Below are 15,458 nucleotides of genomic sequence, written 5' to 3'. Positions count from 1 at the left end.
TTATTTTTTTATCCATAAAACCATATTTATTTTCACCCTCTCCCCATGGGAGAGGGAAGGGTGAGGGCTGTTATTTCACTTTCGCTCCCACCTTCACTTCTCTCTCCGGACATATTAGAACCGGCCCGGATTCATCATCTGACGCTGCAAGAAGCATTCCCTGGCTCTCCACTCCTCTGAGCATAGCAGGCTCAAGGTTGCTCACCAGTACGATATATTTTCCTACCAGTTGTTCGCTCGAATAAGAATTCCTTATTCCCGCAACGATCTGCCTGTATTTGGGCACAGAGACGGTTTGCGGCTCCTCGTTTCCAGAACCGTACGCATACTCCTGCATGACTGTTTTCTTCTCCGTCTCGCCCGCATCGACTTTCAGGACGACAAGTTTATCTGCGTTCGGATGGTCGCTCGCCTCCACTATCTTCGCAACCTTCAGTTCTATATTCATGAATTCCTGGATCGTCACCATTTGTTTCTCCTTTATTTGGCTCACAGCTTACGGCTCGTTCGCTTCGCTCACTTACAGCTTACAGCTCCGGAGCCGTTAGCTGTCAGCCGTAGCGAACAGAGTGGGCGTGCCGTCAGCCGAATCATAGCCATCCCACTATCGCCAGCGCCGTTATCGTTTTGCTGTCCACTATCTTTCCGCTCTCGAACATCTTTCTGATCTGTTTCTTGTTGAAGATCTCTTCTCTGATGACCTCGTCGTTCTGGCTTTGTTTCTTGACCTTTTTAAGGCCGAACGCGGCGTAATATTTCAATATCTCCGAAGAATATCCCGGCGCCGGGATAATATTATAAAGATGCACGATCTTCTTCGCGCAGTACCCGATCTCCTCTATCAGCTCCCTTTTCGCGCATTTGACCGGGCTTTCCCCTTTTTCAAGTGTGCCCGCCGGAAGCTCCCAGATGAACCTTTCTACGGCCGGCCTGTACTGGCGGATCATCACGATCTCGTTATCGTTTAAAAAAGGCACGACAAGGACAGCACCCGGATGTTCTATTATCACCAGTTCCGGGCAGTTCCCGTTGGGCAGCTTGACGCGCTTCTTTACGACGTCAAATATCTTGGCCCTGTGGATCAGTCTTGTCTTTTTCATCATAATTGATTTTATAATAATTTATGATGTTCGGCAAGTTGAACGAAAGATGAAATTGTGTCAAAATAGAAATATCAGACATCGCGGGGTGGAGCAGCCTGGTAGCTCGCAAGGCTCATAACCTTGAGGTCGCAGGTTCGAATCCTGCCCCCGCTACCAAAATATATAAAGCCATCGAAAGATGGCTTTTGTGTCGCCGCAAATAGTCTAATAAAATACGAAATATGTACTACTTTATTTATTTGACTTACTTATTGCTTTATGTTATACTTTTCTACAAAGGAGCACATATATGACTAAGGCAACTGTCACGACAAAGGGCCAGATAGTAATACCGGCCAAAATGCGCGAGAGATTGAGCATCAGGACCGGCACAAAGCTGTATGTTGAGGAGAACGGAAATGAGATCATTCTCAAACCGGTGACTTCAACATATATAAAGGAACAGGAGGGGATACTAAAGACCGGAGGGAAACTCTCCAGAGAACTTCTTCGTGAGCGCGTTAAAGACAGGAAAAGGGAGAAATAGATATGAGGCGGATACTGGACGCGCACGCGCTGATGGCTTTTCTTGAAAAAGAAGAGGGGTCTGAGAAGGTCGGGGATATATTCGTCGACGCGATGGAGAAGGACAGCGACCTTCTGATGACAACGGTGAACTGGGGAGAGGTTTATTACATCGTTTTCAGGGAATTCGGAAAAGACAAGGCCGATGAGATAGCGCGCATCATTAATACATTCCCCATAAAGACCGTCGACGTTGATCTTCAAATATCCAGACAGGCGGCTGTCTTTAAAGCCGGGAACAAATTATCATATGCTGACTGTTTTGCCGCGGCTCTGGCCAAGCTCACAAAAGGAGAAGTGGTCACAGGCGACAAAGAATTCAAAACCCTTGAAGATGAAGTAAAAATATGTTGGATCAGCTGAGGGCTACAGCCACTTCTTCCTTTTAAAATATATCAGCATCCCCGCCGCGACAGAAAGCATGACAAGCCAGACAACAGCGTAGGAATATTCCCAGCTTAGCTCGGGCATGTTCCTGAAGTTCATCCCGTATATGCCGACTATAAAAGTCAGAGGTATAAAGATCGTTGCTATTATCGTCAGGACCTTCATCACTTCGTTAAGCCGATTGCTGATAGAAGAAAGATAGATATCCAGCATCCCCGACATCATATCCCTGTAATTCTCGATCGTCTCGATTATCTGTACCGTGTGATCATAGACATCCCTGAGATAAACTCTCGTGGAAGGCCTTATCAGTTGTGATTCTCCCCTTTCCAGCGCTCCGATCACCTCGCGAAGCGGCCACACGTTTTTCCGCAGGTTCAGTATCTCCCTCTTTAGTACGTGTATCTCTCCCAATACATTTTGCGTCGGCTTGGTTATGAGGATCTCCTCCAGTTGTTCTATCTTTTCACCCAGCCGCTCGATAATGCCGAAATAACTGTCGACGATCGCGTCTATCAGGCTGTAGACAAGGTAGTCGGCCCCTTCTGTCCTTATCCTTGTCTTTCCCGACCTTATCCTTTCGCGGACCGTGCCGAACACATCTCCTTCTTTTCCCTCTTCCTGGAATGAGATGGTATAATTCCTCCCCACTATAAAGCTCACCTGTTCCGATGATATTTTTTCTTCCTTCTCGTTGAGCAAGAACATCCTGACAACTATATAAAGATAATCGCCGTAATCCTCAAGCTTCGGCCTCTGGTCGGTGTTCACGATGTCTTCCTGCACAAGCGGATGTACTCCGTAGCATGATGAAAGTTCTTCCATCAGTTTAGGGTCGTGCACTCCGTCTACATTTATCCATGTGACAGAATCTTTTTCTTTGAACGGGAAACACTCTTTTATTTCGGAAATTTCTTTTTCTTCAAAATGGGAAGCGCTGTAATCAATAAGAGAGATCTTTATCTTAAAGCCCTTCTGTTTTCCGATATAGACCGGCGAGCCCGGGGGGAGTCCCGTCTTTCTGGAACGCTTGTATGATGCTTCTTTCATTGGATATTATTGTATATTCTTATTGATATTATTTCAAACGCAATATTTTCAGGATATTTTCCCGGATCATGTAAAGAAGTCCGTGGCGCACGGCGCCTTTTAAGTTTTTATGAGCGATCATCTCGTCTATCGTGACAAAATCGTATCCTTCCTTCTTTAGTTCTCCGATCACCTGGGGTAAAATATCGATCGTCGCCTGGATCCCGTCGTGCATCAATATTATCCCTCCGTTATCGATCCTGTTGAAAAGCCTGATCTTTATAGCGCGCTTGCCGATATTGGCCGCATCCCCCGTGTTGGCCGTCCACAGAACTGTCGTGTACCCGAGCTGTTCCGCAACGCGTATTGTCTCGGTGTCGTAATCCCCGCCCGGCGGCCTGAAAAGGTGCGGGTATTGTCCGGTTATGTTCATCAGAGCAAGCCCGCAGGCTTTTATTTCCACGGCCGCGTCTTCCGACGGTATCAATGTGAGATTTAAATGACTGTAAGTATGATTGCCTACAGAGTGGCCGGATGCCATCTCTTCTCTGACAAGCCGCGGGTATTGCACGGCTTTTTTCCCGACCAGGAAAAAAGTCGCTTTTATATTGTTTTTTTTAAGGATCTCCAAGAGCTTCATCGTGAAGTGAGGGTGCGGACCGTCATCAAAAGTCAGCGCAATTTCTTTAAGGAAAGGGTCGCCATTTATCAGCTTGTGATACTTCACTCCCCTTAGAAGTTCCTGTTCGTTCTGAACATATATCTTAAAAAAACTTTTATCGATCTCTTTTTCCGCGATTTTGACATAATTCTGATTTTTCTTTATTGCGCCGCCGGCTTTTTTCACCGTCACCTTGCAGCCTGACACGGCTATCAATGCGGCGGAAAAAATAAGTACCGAGGACAGGATGATGATCCTGTTCTTTAAAAAAACCGGCATTTTTGTTCCTTGGCCCCCGGGTCACAGACTATTACCTGATGTTCTTGCAATTTAAACCCAGTGTCATTATTCGTATTTATTAATAAAAGAGAACTTTTCAGGAGGCAGCCTCTTCGGCCTGTCTTTCTCGCCTTCAGCCTGTTTCTCGGATAATGTCGGCCTTATTGTCCCAGAATGCTTGCCTACATTAATAAGCGTTATGACCGTCATGTCTTCCGGCACATTAAGTATTTCCCTGGCTTTTTGTTCGTCATAACCCGCTATCGGGTGGGCGACAAGCCCAAGCTCGGTCGCCCGGAGTATCAGGTGGGCTGTAGCCATACCTGTATCAAAAAGGAAATATTCCCTTCCCTTTACTACACAATCCGTATCCTTTTTACTGGCAACAGCTATTATCATCGATGCATCGCCCGCCCATTCATTGCCCTTGTTCAATGCGGTCTTCAATTTCTTCAGTTGTTCCTCTTCATATACGAATATGAACCTCCAGGGCTGGTTGTTAAAACAGGATGCTGCAAGGCTCGCGCTGTGAGAGAGGTCATCAACAAGTTCTTTTGTGATCTCGGCTTTATCAAGCGAGCGGTAAGCGCGCCTTTTCTCTATCGCTTCTTTTACGTCCATAAATAACCCCGCATTCTTCAGATCGGGAGCTTAGGATCGGACATTGACATTATATCACCCCTTTTTTACTTCTGAAATTAAGAATGAAATTTTATGCCTGTTTTAAAGATAGATACTTGAGGCAACAATGATACCTACAACAAAACTGGCGCCTTTTGGCAAGCTTTTAGTCTCCTGCCCTATTACCAAGCTGGGTTCTCTGCTTCATATTGCACCTTCATTTGATATGTTGATCAATGCCTTCGGAGAACGCACGATTATCATGACAAGCCCCCAGGCAATCTATCTGAACAAATACAGGTTTGCGGACGCCAAAAGTCACGGTGCGAGTATCTTTGGATGTGACGAGCCTGGGCGCGATAAAATGATAAGGGAACAAATAGCTGACAAGACGATTGTTTGTTTGCCGTTCGGTGACAGCTTCGAAACCGTTGACGACTCTTTTTTTTCCATAGTGCATCTTGTCGATAAGAACAGCTACCGTATAGGTTATGACGGTTTTTTGGGTAATCTCCGGACGAACTCTGACGACGAAGAACACGGATGGGACCTGCCCTCCCACATCTTTGACCACGTGGTTAATACCAGCGGAAATGCCATTCCCGAACCTAATTTTCTGAACACTTATCTTGAGACCGCCAGGATGGCGGTCATGATAGATGATCCTTCCATGGATTTTCAAATTCCGGGAACAATGAGAAGACCGCTTGTCTGGACCAGCGAAAAAGAGGTCGCCCAGGCAAGGCTGTTCTTTGAGAAAGAAAGATTGTGTCCTAAAAACACCATCGGCATTCACCTGACATCCGCAACCCATGACAGCTTCAACTCTGTATGGCCTTTCAGGAATTATTACGATGTGGCTATTGATTTTATAAAGAAAGGCTATCATGTTCTTCTTGTGTCAGGAAATATTTTCGGGACCCATCCTGCACATGATGATAAAGACTTTTCCGCCCACAAACACCTTCTGGATGCGCTCAACAAGACTTTTCCGAGGACTTCGGGCTTCGGCAGATCTTCTCATCTTTTCTTCGGTGATTGCCTGACTTCAGCAGAAATAATAAGGAACTGCACTGCAGTCCTTTCTCCGAATTCCGGGCCTGCTCACCTTGCCGCAGCCGTGGGTACCCCGAAAGTCTCGATAATAGCTGACGATTTTGAAAAAAAGACCTGGCTGTGGACAAGCGATGTTTCTGCGGGTTTTCAAGCGCAGGAAAAGTATTCCGGAAGATCGGACAGATCGATGATCATTTCTCCAAAGCCGGCCCAGATCATAGAAGCGCTTGAAATGATGATACCTAGATCACCTCATCTTCGATCCGGAGATAATAAAGCGAGCGGTAAAATGTCCTAGTCGCCAATATCTTCATTCCAGAGATCGCTCTTCTTCTTGATAAAATCAGACATCATCTTCCTGCACTCCACATCATCAAGATTGATGATCTTCACTCCCCGCTTTTTTGAATAACTTTCCGGCCCTTTAAAAGTCTTGTTCTCCCCTATTACTATAATCGGTATCTTATATAAAAGTATCGCACCGGCGCACATATCGCATGGCGAAAGAGTGGAATAGATCGTGCATTGTTTATAATCTTTTGCTTTCAGTCTTCCGGCGTTCTCGAGGCAATCCATCTCAGCGTGTAGGATAGCTGATTTTTTCTGCACTCTCCTGTTATGTCCCCTGCCAAGTATCTTTCCGTCTTTCACCAACACTGAACCAATAGGGATACCGCCTCTTTTAAGGCCTTTTATTGCCTCTTTGACGGCTTCTTTCATAAAGAATTGATGATCTCTTTCCACAAGTAGACTATATTATATTATTTTGAAATAATCAATAAGAGGAATAATTAGGGTGCCTATTTGGACCTGAATAGTTAACTTTCAGTGAAATTTAGCACGAAAATTAACGATAAATACATAAGAGGGGATAACATAATACTATGACAATTCAAGCAAGAGTGATTGGGCCTCATTTCTTTCAACTTTCAGGACTCGATTCTTTATCCAGGCCTACATCCGGAAGAATGAATATCCTTGACAGGGCAAGCCGGTCGATTGGTCTGACTTTGCAACGATGGACAGGTGAAAGGAAGCTAGATATAAAACCTTTCACTATATCAGATCAAACAATAGAGATCCATGATAACAGTATTACCGAGACAGTCGGCCTGAACCGACTTCATATGGCTGATTCCGTAAGTTCTCCTGTCAGATTTATCAATTCGAGCGGGGCAAATGATAGTCTGATCGTAACGATGTACGACAAAAGCATAAAAAGAGGCCTGATTGCAAATTTGGATGCTCATGTTGACATTGAATCCCGCATACAGGAAATGTTATCCCATTTTATGGGCTCTGCTGACGTAGACGTTGCTTTTTATGGCGGATTTAACCGGCCGAGGAACAGGGAACTTTTTGAAAAAGCGATGGGCTTACTTGAAATATCAGGAAATACAAGGATAGTGGAAACAAAGATATTATCAACTCCGTCTATTGTGCTTGATCTGGCAACAGGGAATAGATATTGCAGGGTTGGTCAAAATTAATCTATCAACAGAGTGTTTAAACGCGATAGCTTATATGCAGGTCCTTACGGTTTATATTGAAGGTCCCCGGAAAGGTCTTTGTTGAGGAAGCTGCTCTCCCTGGGAAATTCCAAATTATATTTATATATATCGTCTAACATGACTTCCGCACTGGCAACGCTCATTTCTATGACATGACCTCCGGCCGTCAACTCTTTATTTAAAAAATGGAAATGAAATCCCGGAGCATTAATACCCTTGATAAAGTCAGGCAGCCAGAACCCTATAACCTGCCCTTCAACTGCACTAAACTCAAAAACCGACTGTTTCTTTATTATCTCAGCCAGAGGACGGTATGGTTCAGATTGCTTCGGAACGCTTCGTGTTTTTACATAATTGAACCTGCCCTTTATTTTTATTGCGTAAATAAGATTTTTTGAATTGAGTTTTGACCATATTAGTGTTTTTACGCTTTCTAACGAAGGGATATTTGAAATGGCAAAGCTTTCCTGCGGCTTGAATGAACACACCTGCGCAAAAGGCACTTTAGCATCGCCGTGCCGCTCTATCACGTTGCCGTCACTTCTTACCTGGTAGATTTTCCCGTCAACGATGATCATTTCGCCGTCAAGACGGTCAAAAGTGCCCACGCCGAAATCTCCGTATTTAAGAAGCTCTGATACCTTCATGTCGCCTTTATAGACACCTGCCATCAGGGAATTTAACAGTGAATGCTGAAAAACGGCATGCGGCTTGGCAAACGCCGGTGAAAAGAAAAATACAAGTATAAAGACTGATACAAATATTCGAAGCTTTAGGGTTCTGACCATGGCTATATTTTAGCAGAAACCGCCTGATATTCGCTTAGTAAATTGATGGGGTGGCTATCGGGATTTGAACCCGGACTAAAGGGACCACAACCCTTCGTGCTACCGTTACACTATAGCCACCATGAATGGATATGCGGCTCTACAAATATGAATTAAGACAGTATCAATTATATCACGGGGATTATTATTCTTGGTCTTTATAAGGAAGCCTTGCTTCCCTGGGTGCGGGTGGGGTGTTCAACTGATCAAGGTATCCTTCAAAACGTTCGCGCATTGCCCGTTCAGTATCGTTGCTACCGACAAGAAAATGGATATCAGCGTCACGGCAAACGGACTCTTTTATCGTCCGCATAATACTGGGCCTTAACGGAACCGTCTCAAAAAGCATCTTCCTGACAGGGACCCCCAGAAGATTAGGCAGCGATCCCTCCTCGCATATTAAGATCTTGATATTGTGATCGTGCAGTGAGCGTACCGCCACATCTCTCTGGTGAGGGGTAAAACTCTTTATTTCTCCGTGATTGTCCCTTGAATAGACCGTGCCGCATCTGACGCCCTTTCCTGATAAAATTTCATTAAGTCTCAGCGCCCGTTCCCTGGTCCTGGCGATGATGATCGCCTGCTCTTCATCGAGCAGATACCGCTCGCAATATTTTCCCATTTCCTGCAGGCGGAAATCGCTGAGACCTCTTTCGTGGCTCGCCAAAGACGTCCTGACCTTTGTCAGCTCTTCTGTATCCTGAAGTTCGCGGGCATAATCTTTCCATTTGGACCTGTAGAATTCCTGAAGACGGCTACGGCATTCTTCTGTCTCTCCGAATGTCAGGTGCCAGAACAGGGAGTTTAAAAAAGCGATTTTAGCGAATTCTTTATATAAAGATTTATCCCTTACACCTTTTCTGGACGGGAAATAGCGTTTTAAGGCCTCCTTACAGATCTCCCAGCAGATCAGGAAACGCGGTTCTCCTTTTTCCGCCATCCCGGCAAGGCGGCCGACAATCCCATCCGCCGTTTCTTTTCCAACACGGAGCTTCCTGAAGTATTTGGACAAACTCAGACGCAGCTTAGCGGAATCCGGTTTCCAGCCTCCGGAAGGATATGCCGTCTTAATAGCAGAAAACAAGCCGGGCATATCTTTATCCTCTCTGTCAGTCCCGTTTTTTGCAAATATGCTTGTTAAGCTTTTTACCATCAGCCATTTCAGGTCCGTTAAAAGAACCTCTGTTTCAGGGGACCTGATATCTATGAATTCATAATTTGATCCCGGAATGGACCGGGTCCCGTTTTCGCGCATCGGAGAAAGCATAACCGAACCGTTCATTTCCAAAAGTGATTCTTTTTTCCCCGTCAGGTGGCAGAGTATCTGGAATATCAGGCTGGCTCTGGACATTGATGATCTGGAGATGTCCAGCCCCGCTCTAAAGCCATGAGCGCTTGCAAAAGCTTCAAGAGAGATGTTACCCGTGCTTACGCCCGTCCGTATCATATTATTTTTAAGATCGATGCAGGAACGCGTTTTGATATCCGGCAGAAAAGTCGAAAGAAAATCGACAACAGGCGTTATCCCGAATCCTACCAGTGTGGCGTTTGACAGGAAACTCTCCAGATGAGGCGTGACATCATCGATCTCAGGCGCGAAAAGGAGATTATCATTGTTTAGTCCAGTTAACCTGAAAAAATTATAGGGTAATCTTGATGAAGGTCTTGCAAGAGTGTGAAACCAGCCGTTCTTCTCCAGGGTCATCTGCGATATTTTGATTGCGCTTATCTGTACGGGCATGTTGCCTGCTGCCAGACCTTTGGGAAAAAGCGCGTCTATGATGACTGCCTGCCCCAGTAAACGATCTCGTCCTCTCAATATTATCGGCATCCCTCCACAAAATTCGCGAAAAGATCTTACGTTTCGATATCTTGAACTCTCTATCTGACGGGCAAGCGAAACAGGATTTATGTTATTTTTACGAAATGTAGCCATTATAAGATTTATTACCTTCTGCTTGATTATCGGTAATAAAGAGGATGAATTTCAGAGGTTTTATTTACGTCCCCGGAGCGATTCGAACGCTCGGCCTACAGCTTAGAAGGCTGTTGCTCTATCCAGCTGAGCTACGGGGACATAATACTAAACGAGCGGGAGATGGGACTCGAACCCACGACATCCAGCTTGGAAGGCTAGCGCTCTACCAACTGAGCTACTCCCGCACACTCGAAGATTATAACATCGGGCCGACGGGATTTGAACCCATGACCTCACGCACCCCAAGCGTGCGCGCTACCAAGCTGCGCCACGGCCCGATCACATCGGGGAGACAGGATTTGAACCTGCGACCCCCTGGTCCCAAACCAGGTGCGCTACCAAGCTGCGCTACTCCCCGGCGTATTTATATCCTTATTATATAATAATCCGATATGACTTACAGGATTTCGGGTCAGAATATCTCCGCTTTCGACTTTTCATCGAAAGGGTTCGTCCTCGAGGCGAGAGAGAACAGGTGATGTCACGAAGTGACAGAATAGGCTACTGGTGACCGGCAACCATCATCTTTATCATCTTCCTCGCAGCCCTGAACGCCTTTCCCCTGTGGCTTAATCTGTTTTTTTGCGCAGTGGTCATCTGCGCGAATGTTTTATTATAGCCGTCAGGAATGAACACAGGGTCATAGCCGAAACCGCGGCTGCCGTTCATTTTATCAGATATAATTCCTCTGCATATCCCTTTGACGGTCCTGACCTTACCTGAAATACTTGCGATAGCTACTGAACAGACGAACATTGCTTTTCTTTCGCTCGGCTTCACTTCATCCATTTCTTTAAGCAGCTTAGCGCATAACCTCTCGGCAGTGACAGGAGGTTTGACATACCTTGCCGACCTGACCCCGGGAAGTCCTTTAAGAGCGTCGACACACAACCCGCTGTCATCGGCGATCGTAATTGTCTTTAACTTTTTTGCCGTTGCTGTTGCTTTTTTGACCGCATTTTCCTCAAAAGTCCTGCCGTCCTCGACGACTGTTATCTTTTGCGGAAAATCAGAAAGCGAAAGCACCTTTACGCCTTTGATATTCAGGATTTTTTTTATTTCTTTGACTTTGTTTTTATTGTTGGTGGCTAAGATTATTTTCATTATTAAAACTCACCCCGCCTCACTCCGTTCGGCACCCCTCTCTTGTCAAGAGAGGGGGCGGGGGTGAGTTATTTTAGCGCTTTCTTCCCAATATCCTTCCTGTAATGCATGTCCTTGAATTTTATTTTCGAGACAGCAGCGTAAGCGCGGTCGATCGCTTCTTTAACAGATATACCGAGCGCTGTAACACCCAGGACCCTTCCGCCTGACGTGACGATATCACAACCCGCAAGAGAAGTGCCTGCATGAAAGATGGTGACATCATTTAGTTTTTCAGCTTCATCAAGACCTTCTATCACATATCCTTTTTTATAATCTCCGGGGTATCCTCCTGAAGCAAGTACGATACACACAGCAGCTTTTTTGTCCCATTCGATCTTTATTTTATCCAGATGCCCGTCAATGATCGCTTCCATGATATCTATCAGGTCCGTCTTTAGCCTCGGCAAGACAGCCTGTGTTTCCGGGTCGCCGAACCTCGCGTTATATTCCAGGACTTTAGGCCCGTCCTTTGTGATCATCAATCCCGCGTACAGGATCCCTTTATAAAAACTTTCTTCTTTTTCCATGGCCCTTATGGTCGGATAAAGTATCTCTTTTTCAACTTTTTTCAGAAGTTCCGCCGTCACGACCGGAGCGGGACTGTACGCCCCCATCCCGCCGGTATTTGGCCCTTCATCATTGTCAAGTATTCTTTTGTGGTCCTGGGATGATTCCATGGGGACGATCGTCTTTCCATCCGTGAAACAGAGGATGGAAGCTTCTTCGCCTTCGAGGAATTCTTCTATGATTATCTTTTTGCCCGCTTCACCGAACTGCTTGTCATCCAGCATCGATCTTATCGCGCCCTCCGCCTCCGCCTGCGCCTGCGCGATGATGACACCTTTGCCCGCGGCAAGCCCGTCAGCCTTGATCACGACAGGATATTTTTTGCCTTTTAAAAAAATGATCGCTTTGTTTGAATCTAAAAATTGCTCGTAATATGCTGTGGGTATCCCGTATTTTTTCATCAGGTCTTTCGAAAAGATCTTGCTTCCTTCTATCCTGGCAGCTTTTGCCGATGGCCCGAAGATCCTCAAGCCCTCTTTTTCAAAAGCATCGACTATCCCGTCTACCAGAGGCTGTTCAGGTCCTACTACCGTCAGGTCTATCCTGTTCTCTTTGACAAAATTAATGATCCCATCTATCTTTGATGCCGGGACCAGCTCAGCATATTTTGAGATACCTGCGTTGCCCGGAGCGCAAAACAGCTTCGAACACTTCGGGCTCTGACTTATCTTCCGGCACAATGCCGATTCGCGGCCGCCCGACCCTATTACAAGTATCTTCATCTATAAAGGTCTCCTCATGTCCACGATCTCCATCTGAGGGAACTCGAACCCGTCCCATTCGTTCAGGGAAAGATTGAAAGCAATATCGTATTCCTTTGAGATCTCGAGCTCTCCCGCCAGCTCTCCCATGTCAAAACCGATCGAATCAAAGACCGATCCGCCGTCGGACAGCTTTATCTTGAGGTGGTTTCCGCTCTGCCCCACTCTCTTGCAGTTCACGATCTTTAACCCTTTCGCAAGCAGGACGGGAGCCGGATTGCCGCTGCCGTAAGGTTCAAGCTGTTCAAGCTCTGTCGCCAGTACGGAAGTGATGTCTTTTGACGGTATGACCGCGTCTATCTTTGTCCTGGGCACAAGGTTTTCGATGGCGATACAGCCGTCCATTTTTTTGCGCAGCCTTTCTTCAAGCTCGGGAATATCCTTTGAGAGCATCTCGAACCCGGCTGCATCCTTGTGCCCTCCGAAATCAAGAAAAAGGTCTTTGCATGAAAGAAGAAGGTCATACACGTCAAAACCCTCTATGCTCCTTACGGATCCCCTGCAGAATTCGCCTTCCTCGCTTATGAGTATGGTCGGCCGGTTGAACCGCTCTGATATCCTGGATGCCACGATCCCGATAACCCCCGGATGCCAGTTCTTGCCGGCAAGGAGTATCAGTTTTTTTTCGTCCGCGTCCTCCATTCTTGAAAAGATCTCTTCCCCTATAAGGGCCCCGATCTGCTGGCGCTCGACATTCACCCTGTTTATCTCTCCTGCCAGGGCCTGGGCTTTCTGCGGATTGTCTTCCAGAAGGAGTTTCATGCTCAGCTCCGCGTGATGGAGCCTGCCGGGCGCGTTCAGCCTCGGCGCGAGCATGAAAGAGATATTGCGCGCCGTCACTCTGCCGGAGATGCCGGCCGTATCCACAAGATGTTTCACTCCGACCCGTTTTTTTTCGTTCAAGATCTTCATCCCGGTCACCGCTATCGTCCTGTTCTCCCCGAGAAGGGGCACGACATCAGCGACTGTGCCAAGCGCGGCAAGATCGAGGAATTCTTTCACCGATACGGTGTCCGAAATGCCCGCTTTCCTGTAGACAGCCCAGATAAATTTGAACGCGACCCCGGCCCCGGAAAGGTTGCGTGACGGATGGCCCTCAGGCATCTGTTTCGGATTGACAATGGCATGCGCCTGCGGCAGTTCAAGAGGGATATTATGGTGGTCCGTCACGATGACTTCCATGCCGAGTTCGTTCGCGGTTTTTATCTCTTTGAAATTACTTATCCCGCAATCGACAGTGACTATTAGATTAACGCCCTGCTTCTTGAATTCATTGACGGCTTCGATGTTCATCCCGTATCCCTCGTCATACCTGTGAGGAATATAATAGAGCGGGTCGAACCCGAGCCTTTTAAGCGCAATGACTATTATAGATGTGCCGGTGACACCGTCAACGTCATAATCCCCGAATACCAGGACCTTTTCCTTCCTTTCCCTGGCAAGAAGCACCCTCTGGACAGCCTTTGCCATTCCCGGGATCTCAAAAGGGTCCTTGAGAGAGGAAAGCCTGGGATTCAGGAAATCATTTATATCTTCTTTTTTTTTAAGCCCGCGGTTGATGATAGCCCTTGAAACGGTCGAGGAGATATTGAATTCTTTTGAGATGTCCTGCGTCAACAGATCATCGCTTTCATAAAAGTGCCATTGACGCTGGGGGATGCTCATCATTATCTCTTTTTTATGAGCATCAGTTTTTGGCCGTAGTCCACCGGCTTCCCGTTCTCGACAAGTATCTTCACTACTTTTCCCGAAACTTCGGACTCTATCTCATTAAAAAGCTTCATCGCCTCGATGATGCAGACGACCGTCCCCTCGTTTATCTCGCTGCCGACCTCAACATACGGGGGACTGTCAGGAGATGAAGCCCTGTAAAACGTACCTACCATCGGAGATGTTATCGCTAATAAACCGTCTTCTTCGGCTTGCTTTGGGTTAGCCGAAGAGCCTTTTTCTTCGACAGGATGCGCGACCTGGTGTACCGGGGCTACCGGCACGGGATGGTGCCCTTTGTCTCTTTTGACTTCCACCTTGAAATCCCCTTTTTCCACGCTCAATCCGGAAATATCGGACTCTTCCGCTATCTTAATGATCTTTTTTATCGTTTCGTAATCCATTTTATGCTCCTTTATCAAGCTCGCTCGACATACTTTCCGGTCCTCGTATCCACGACGACAGAGTTCTCGACGTTCACGAACAACGGGACCTGGGTCACCAGGCCCGTCTCAAGCGTCGCGGGCTTCATCATGTTCGATACGCTGTCGCCTTTGAACCCTGAACCCGTCTCGGTCACCTTCAGCGTCACGGACGACGGCAGATCGACTCCCATTACTCTTTCATTATGTATGACCACCTGTACGATATCACCTTCTCTTATATATTTTGGTGCATCCCCCATCAGTTCATCTGTCAGGGCTATCTGGTCGTATGTGACCTGGTCCATGAAGTGGTACTGGCCGCCCTGGCTGTAAAGGAACTGCATTTGTTTTCTTTCGATATGGGCTCTTTCGACCTTGTCGTTTGATTTGAACGTTCTTTCGATAGAGTTCCCCGTGTCAAGGTTTTTCATCTTGACGCGCACTATCGCGCCTCCCCTGCCCATTTTTATATGGTTATACTCGACGACTTGAAAGATCTGGCCTTCAAGTTCTATGGTTATTCCCGGCCTGAGCTCGGTTACCGCTATCGACATGCATAAACTCCGTTTATCATCAGGATAAATATCATTTTACAATATCGGGGGTGTCCGTTCAAGGCAGCTACTGCCCCGTTCCCGGACAAAATGATATAATCATAGTCAATATGATGTTCATTCTGATACTTGCGCTGTCATATCTTATCGGTTCCGTCCCCTTCGGACTGGTCATATCAAGGATGAAAGGGATAGATATTACAAAGGCCGGCAGCGGGAACACGGGCGCGACCAATGTGTTCAGGACGATCGGAAAAGGATGGGGGATCCTTGTGTTTG

The 15,458-nt window shown here is 46.6% G+C and carries 18 protein-coding genes and 6 tRNA genes; 6 read left to right on the top strand and 18 right to left on the bottom strand.

Annotated features, from left to right (window positions below; translation table 11 throughout):
* Positions 1–70: 70 nt before the first annotated feature.
* A complete protein-coding gene (locus NTZ10_03955; GenBank protein MCX5749377.1) occupies positions 71–493 on the bottom strand; it encodes a methionine--tRNA ligase subunit beta in 423 nt (140 codons plus the stop codon).
* Positions 494–590: 97 nt separating this feature from the next.
* Entirely contained in the window at positions 591–1,100 is a 510-nt protein-coding gene (locus NTZ10_03950) for an NUDIX hydrolase (protein ID MCX5749376.1), read from the bottom strand.
* 82 nt (positions 1,101–1,182) lie between these two features.
* On the opposite strand from NTZ10_03950, the gene NTZ10_03945 reads away from it, so the two are divergent.
* From NTZ10_03945 to NTZ10_03935, 3 genes are all read left to right on the top strand, one after another.
* Positions 1,183–1,259 (top strand) — tRNA-Met (locus NTZ10_03945).
* 133 nt (positions 1,260–1,392) lie between these two features.
* Complete coding sequence (locus tag NTZ10_03940) at positions 1,393–1,629, top strand: AbrB/MazE/SpoVT family DNA-binding domain-containing protein (protein MCX5749375.1); 237 nt, start codon at positions 1,393–1,395, stop codon at positions 1,627–1,629.
* A gap of 2 nt (positions 1,630–1,631) precedes the next feature.
* Positions 1,632–2,030 carry a type II toxin-antitoxin system VapC family toxin gene (locus NTZ10_03935; protein MCX5749374.1) on the top strand — a complete coding sequence of 133 codons (399 nt, stop codon included), beginning with the start codon at positions 1,632–1,634 and terminating at the stop codon, positions 2,028–2,030.
* A 3-nt stretch (positions 2,031–2,033) separates the two neighbouring features.
* Here the strand turns inward: NTZ10_03935 and corA are convergent, their stop codons facing one another.
* From corA to NTZ10_03920, 3 genes are all read right to left on the bottom strand, one after another.
* Positions 2,034–3,104, bottom strand: a complete 1,071-nt coding sequence (corA, locus tag NTZ10_03930) for a magnesium/cobalt transporter CorA (GenBank protein ID MCX5749373.1) — start codon at positions 3,102–3,104, stop codon at positions 2,034–2,036.
* 28 nt (positions 3,105–3,132) lie between these two features.
* Complete coding sequence (locus tag NTZ10_03925; protein MCX5749372.1) at positions 3,133–4,023, bottom strand: polysaccharide deacetylase family protein; 891 nt, start codon at positions 4,021–4,023, stop codon at positions 3,133–3,135.
* Between the two features lie 66 nt (positions 4,024–4,089).
* On the bottom strand, positions 4,090–4,644 hold the full coding sequence (locus NTZ10_03920; GenBank protein MCX5749371.1) for a nitroreductase family protein: 555 nt from the start codon (positions 4,642–4,644) through the stop codon (positions 4,090–4,092).
* A gap of 127 nt (positions 4,645–4,771) precedes the next feature.
* On the opposite strand from NTZ10_03920, the gene NTZ10_03915 reads away from it, so the two are divergent.
* On the top strand, positions 4,772–5,998 hold the full coding sequence (locus tag NTZ10_03915; protein MCX5749370.1) for a hypothetical protein: 1,227 nt from the start codon (positions 4,772–4,774) through the stop codon (positions 5,996–5,998).
* Here NTZ10_03915 and NTZ10_03910 read toward each other — a convergent pair.
* Positions 5,995–6,444 carry a nucleoside deaminase gene (locus NTZ10_03910; GenBank protein ID MCX5749369.1) on the bottom strand — a complete coding sequence of 150 codons (450 nt, stop codon included), beginning with the start codon at positions 6,442–6,444 and terminating at the stop codon, positions 5,995–5,997. The genes NTZ10_03915 and NTZ10_03910 overlap by 4 nt on opposite strands.
* A gap of 140 nt (positions 6,445–6,584) precedes the next feature.
* Between NTZ10_03910 and NTZ10_03905 the strand changes: the two genes are divergently transcribed.
* Positions 6,585–7,190: a hypothetical protein gene (locus NTZ10_03905; protein ID MCX5749368.1), complete on the top strand. Its 606-nt coding sequence runs from the start codon at positions 6,585–6,587 to the stop codon at positions 7,188–7,190.
* Positions 7,191–7,234: 44 nt separating this feature from the next.
* Here NTZ10_03905 and budA read toward each other — a convergent pair whose 3' ends face one another.
* The 12 genes from budA to efp all read right to left on the bottom strand — a co-directional run bounded on the left by budA (position 7,235) and on the right by efp (position 15,179).
* Positions 7,235–7,999, bottom strand: a complete 765-nt coding sequence (gene budA / locus NTZ10_03900) for an acetolactate decarboxylase (protein MCX5749367.1) — start codon at positions 7,997–7,999, stop codon at positions 7,235–7,237.
* A 46-nt stretch (positions 8,000–8,045) separates the two neighbouring features.
* Positions 8,046–8,119, bottom strand: a tRNA-His gene (locus NTZ10_03895).
* 64 nt (positions 8,120–8,183) lie between these two features.
* Entirely contained in the window at positions 8,184–9,869 is a 1,686-nt protein-coding gene (locus NTZ10_03890; GenBank protein ID MCX5749366.1) for a hypothetical protein, read from the bottom strand.
* A 172-nt stretch (positions 9,870–10,041) separates the two neighbouring features.
* Positions 10,042–10,115: transfer RNA gene (locus NTZ10_03885), tRNA-Arg, on the bottom strand.
* Positions 10,116–10,128: 13 nt separating this feature from the next.
* Positions 10,129–10,201, bottom strand: a tRNA-Gly gene (locus tag NTZ10_03880).
* Between the two features lie 19 nt (positions 10,202–10,220).
* Positions 10,221–10,294 (bottom strand) — tRNA-Pro (locus NTZ10_03875).
* A gap of 6 nt (positions 10,295–10,300) precedes the next feature.
* Positions 10,301–10,374: transfer RNA gene (locus NTZ10_03870), tRNA-Pro, on the bottom strand.
* Positions 10,375–10,517: 143 nt separating this feature from the next.
* Positions 10,518–11,120: an RdgB/HAM1 family non-canonical purine NTP pyrophosphatase gene (gene rdgB, locus NTZ10_03865; protein MCX5749365.1), complete on the bottom strand. Its 603-nt coding sequence runs from the start codon at positions 11,118–11,120 to the stop codon at positions 10,518–10,520.
* A gap of 68 nt (positions 11,121–11,188) precedes the next feature.
* Entirely contained in the window at positions 11,189–12,451 is a 1,263-nt protein-coding gene (gene purD, locus NTZ10_03860) for a phosphoribosylamine--glycine ligase (protein ID MCX5749364.1), read from the bottom strand.
* On the bottom strand, positions 12,452–14,155 hold the full coding sequence (recJ, locus tag NTZ10_03855; protein MCX5749363.1) for a single-stranded-DNA-specific exonuclease RecJ: 1,704 nt from the start codon (positions 14,153–14,155) through the stop codon (positions 12,452–12,454).
* 2 nt (positions 14,156–14,157) lie between these two features.
* Positions 14,158–14,604: an acetyl-CoA carboxylase biotin carboxyl carrier protein gene (gene accB, locus NTZ10_03850; protein ID MCX5749362.1), complete on the bottom strand. Its 447-nt coding sequence runs from the start codon at positions 14,602–14,604 to the stop codon at positions 14,158–14,160.
* Between the two features lie 14 nt (positions 14,605–14,618).
* Positions 14,619–15,179 (bottom strand): elongation factor P, encoded by a 561-nt coding sequence (gene efp, locus NTZ10_03845; GenBank protein ID MCX5749361.1) that lies wholly within the window; start codon positions 15,177–15,179, stop codon positions 14,619–14,621.
* Positions 15,180–15,292: 113 nt separating this feature from the next.
* Here efp and NTZ10_03840 point away from each other — a divergent pair.
* A partial coding sequence (locus NTZ10_03840) for a glycerol-3-phosphate acyltransferase (GenBank protein MCX5749360.1) occupies positions 15,293–15,458 on the top strand: 166 nt, incomplete at its 3' end.

It is taken from the genome of Candidatus Saganbacteria bacterium, assembly GCA_026387835.1.
Taxonomy (GTDB): domain Bacteria; phylum Margulisbacteria; class WOR-1; order JAKLHX01; family JAKLHX01; genus JAPLKZ01.
Note: the sequence above shows the minus strand (reverse complement) of the source record. Positions and strands in the feature narration are given on the sequence as shown.

What these genes read in the sequence shown, in the direction of transcription:
- NTZ10_03915 (MCX5749370.1), top strand. Translation starts at nt 4,772, where the DNA reads ATGATACCTACAACAAAACTGGCGCCTTTTGGCAAGCTTTTAGTCTCC.
- efp (MCX5749361.1), bottom strand. Translation starts at nt 15,179, where the DNA reads ATGTCGATAGCGGTAACCGAGCTCAGGCCGGGAATAACCATAGAACTT.
- purD (MCX5749364.1), bottom strand. Translation starts at nt 12,451, where the DNA reads ATGAAGATACTTGTAATAGGGTCGGGCGGCCGCGAATCGGCATTGTGC.
- rdgB (MCX5749365.1), bottom strand. Translation starts at nt 11,120, where the DNA reads ATGAAAATAATCTTAGCCACCAACAATAAAAACAAAGTCAAAGAAATA.
- NTZ10_03925 (MCX5749372.1), bottom strand. Translation starts at nt 4,023, where the DNA reads ATGCCGGTTTTTTTAAAGAACAGGATCATCATCCTGTCCTCGGTACTT.
- budA (MCX5749367.1), bottom strand. Translation starts at nt 7,999, where the DNA reads ATGGTCAGAACCCTAAAGCTTCGAATATTTGTATCAGTCTTTATACTT.
- NTZ10_03940 (MCX5749375.1), top strand. Translation starts at nt 1,393, where the DNA reads ATGACTAAGGCAACTGTCACGACAAAGGGCCAGATAGTAATACCGGCC.
- NTZ10_03905 (MCX5749368.1), top strand. Translation starts at nt 6,585, where the DNA reads ATGACAATTCAAGCAAGAGTGATTGGGCCTCATTTCTTTCAACTTTCA.
- NTZ10_03950 (MCX5749376.1), bottom strand. Translation starts at nt 1,100, where the DNA reads ATGAAAAAGACAAGACTGATCCACAGGGCCAAGATATTTGACGTCGTA.
- NTZ10_03935 (MCX5749374.1), top strand. Translation starts at nt 1,632, where the DNA reads ATGAGGCGGATACTGGACGCGCACGCGCTGATGGCTTTTCTTGAAAAA.
- NTZ10_03920 (MCX5749371.1), bottom strand. Translation starts at nt 4,644, where the DNA reads ATGGACGTAAAAGAAGCGATAGAGAAAAGGCGCGCTTACCGCTCGCTT.
- recJ (MCX5749363.1), bottom strand. Translation starts at nt 14,155, where the DNA reads ATGAGCATCCCCCAGCGTCAATGGCACTTTTATGAAAGCGATGATCTG.
- NTZ10_03890 (MCX5749366.1), bottom strand. Translation starts at nt 9,869, where the DNA reads ATGCCGATAATATTGAGAGGACGAGATCGTTTACTGGGGCAGGCAGTC.
- corA (MCX5749373.1), bottom strand. Translation starts at nt 3,104, where the DNA reads ATGAAAGAAGCATCATACAAGCGTTCCAGAAAGACGGGACTCCCCCCG.
- accB (MCX5749362.1), bottom strand. Translation starts at nt 14,604, where the DNA reads ATGGATTACGAAACGATAAAAAAGATCATTAAGATAGCGGAAGAGTCC.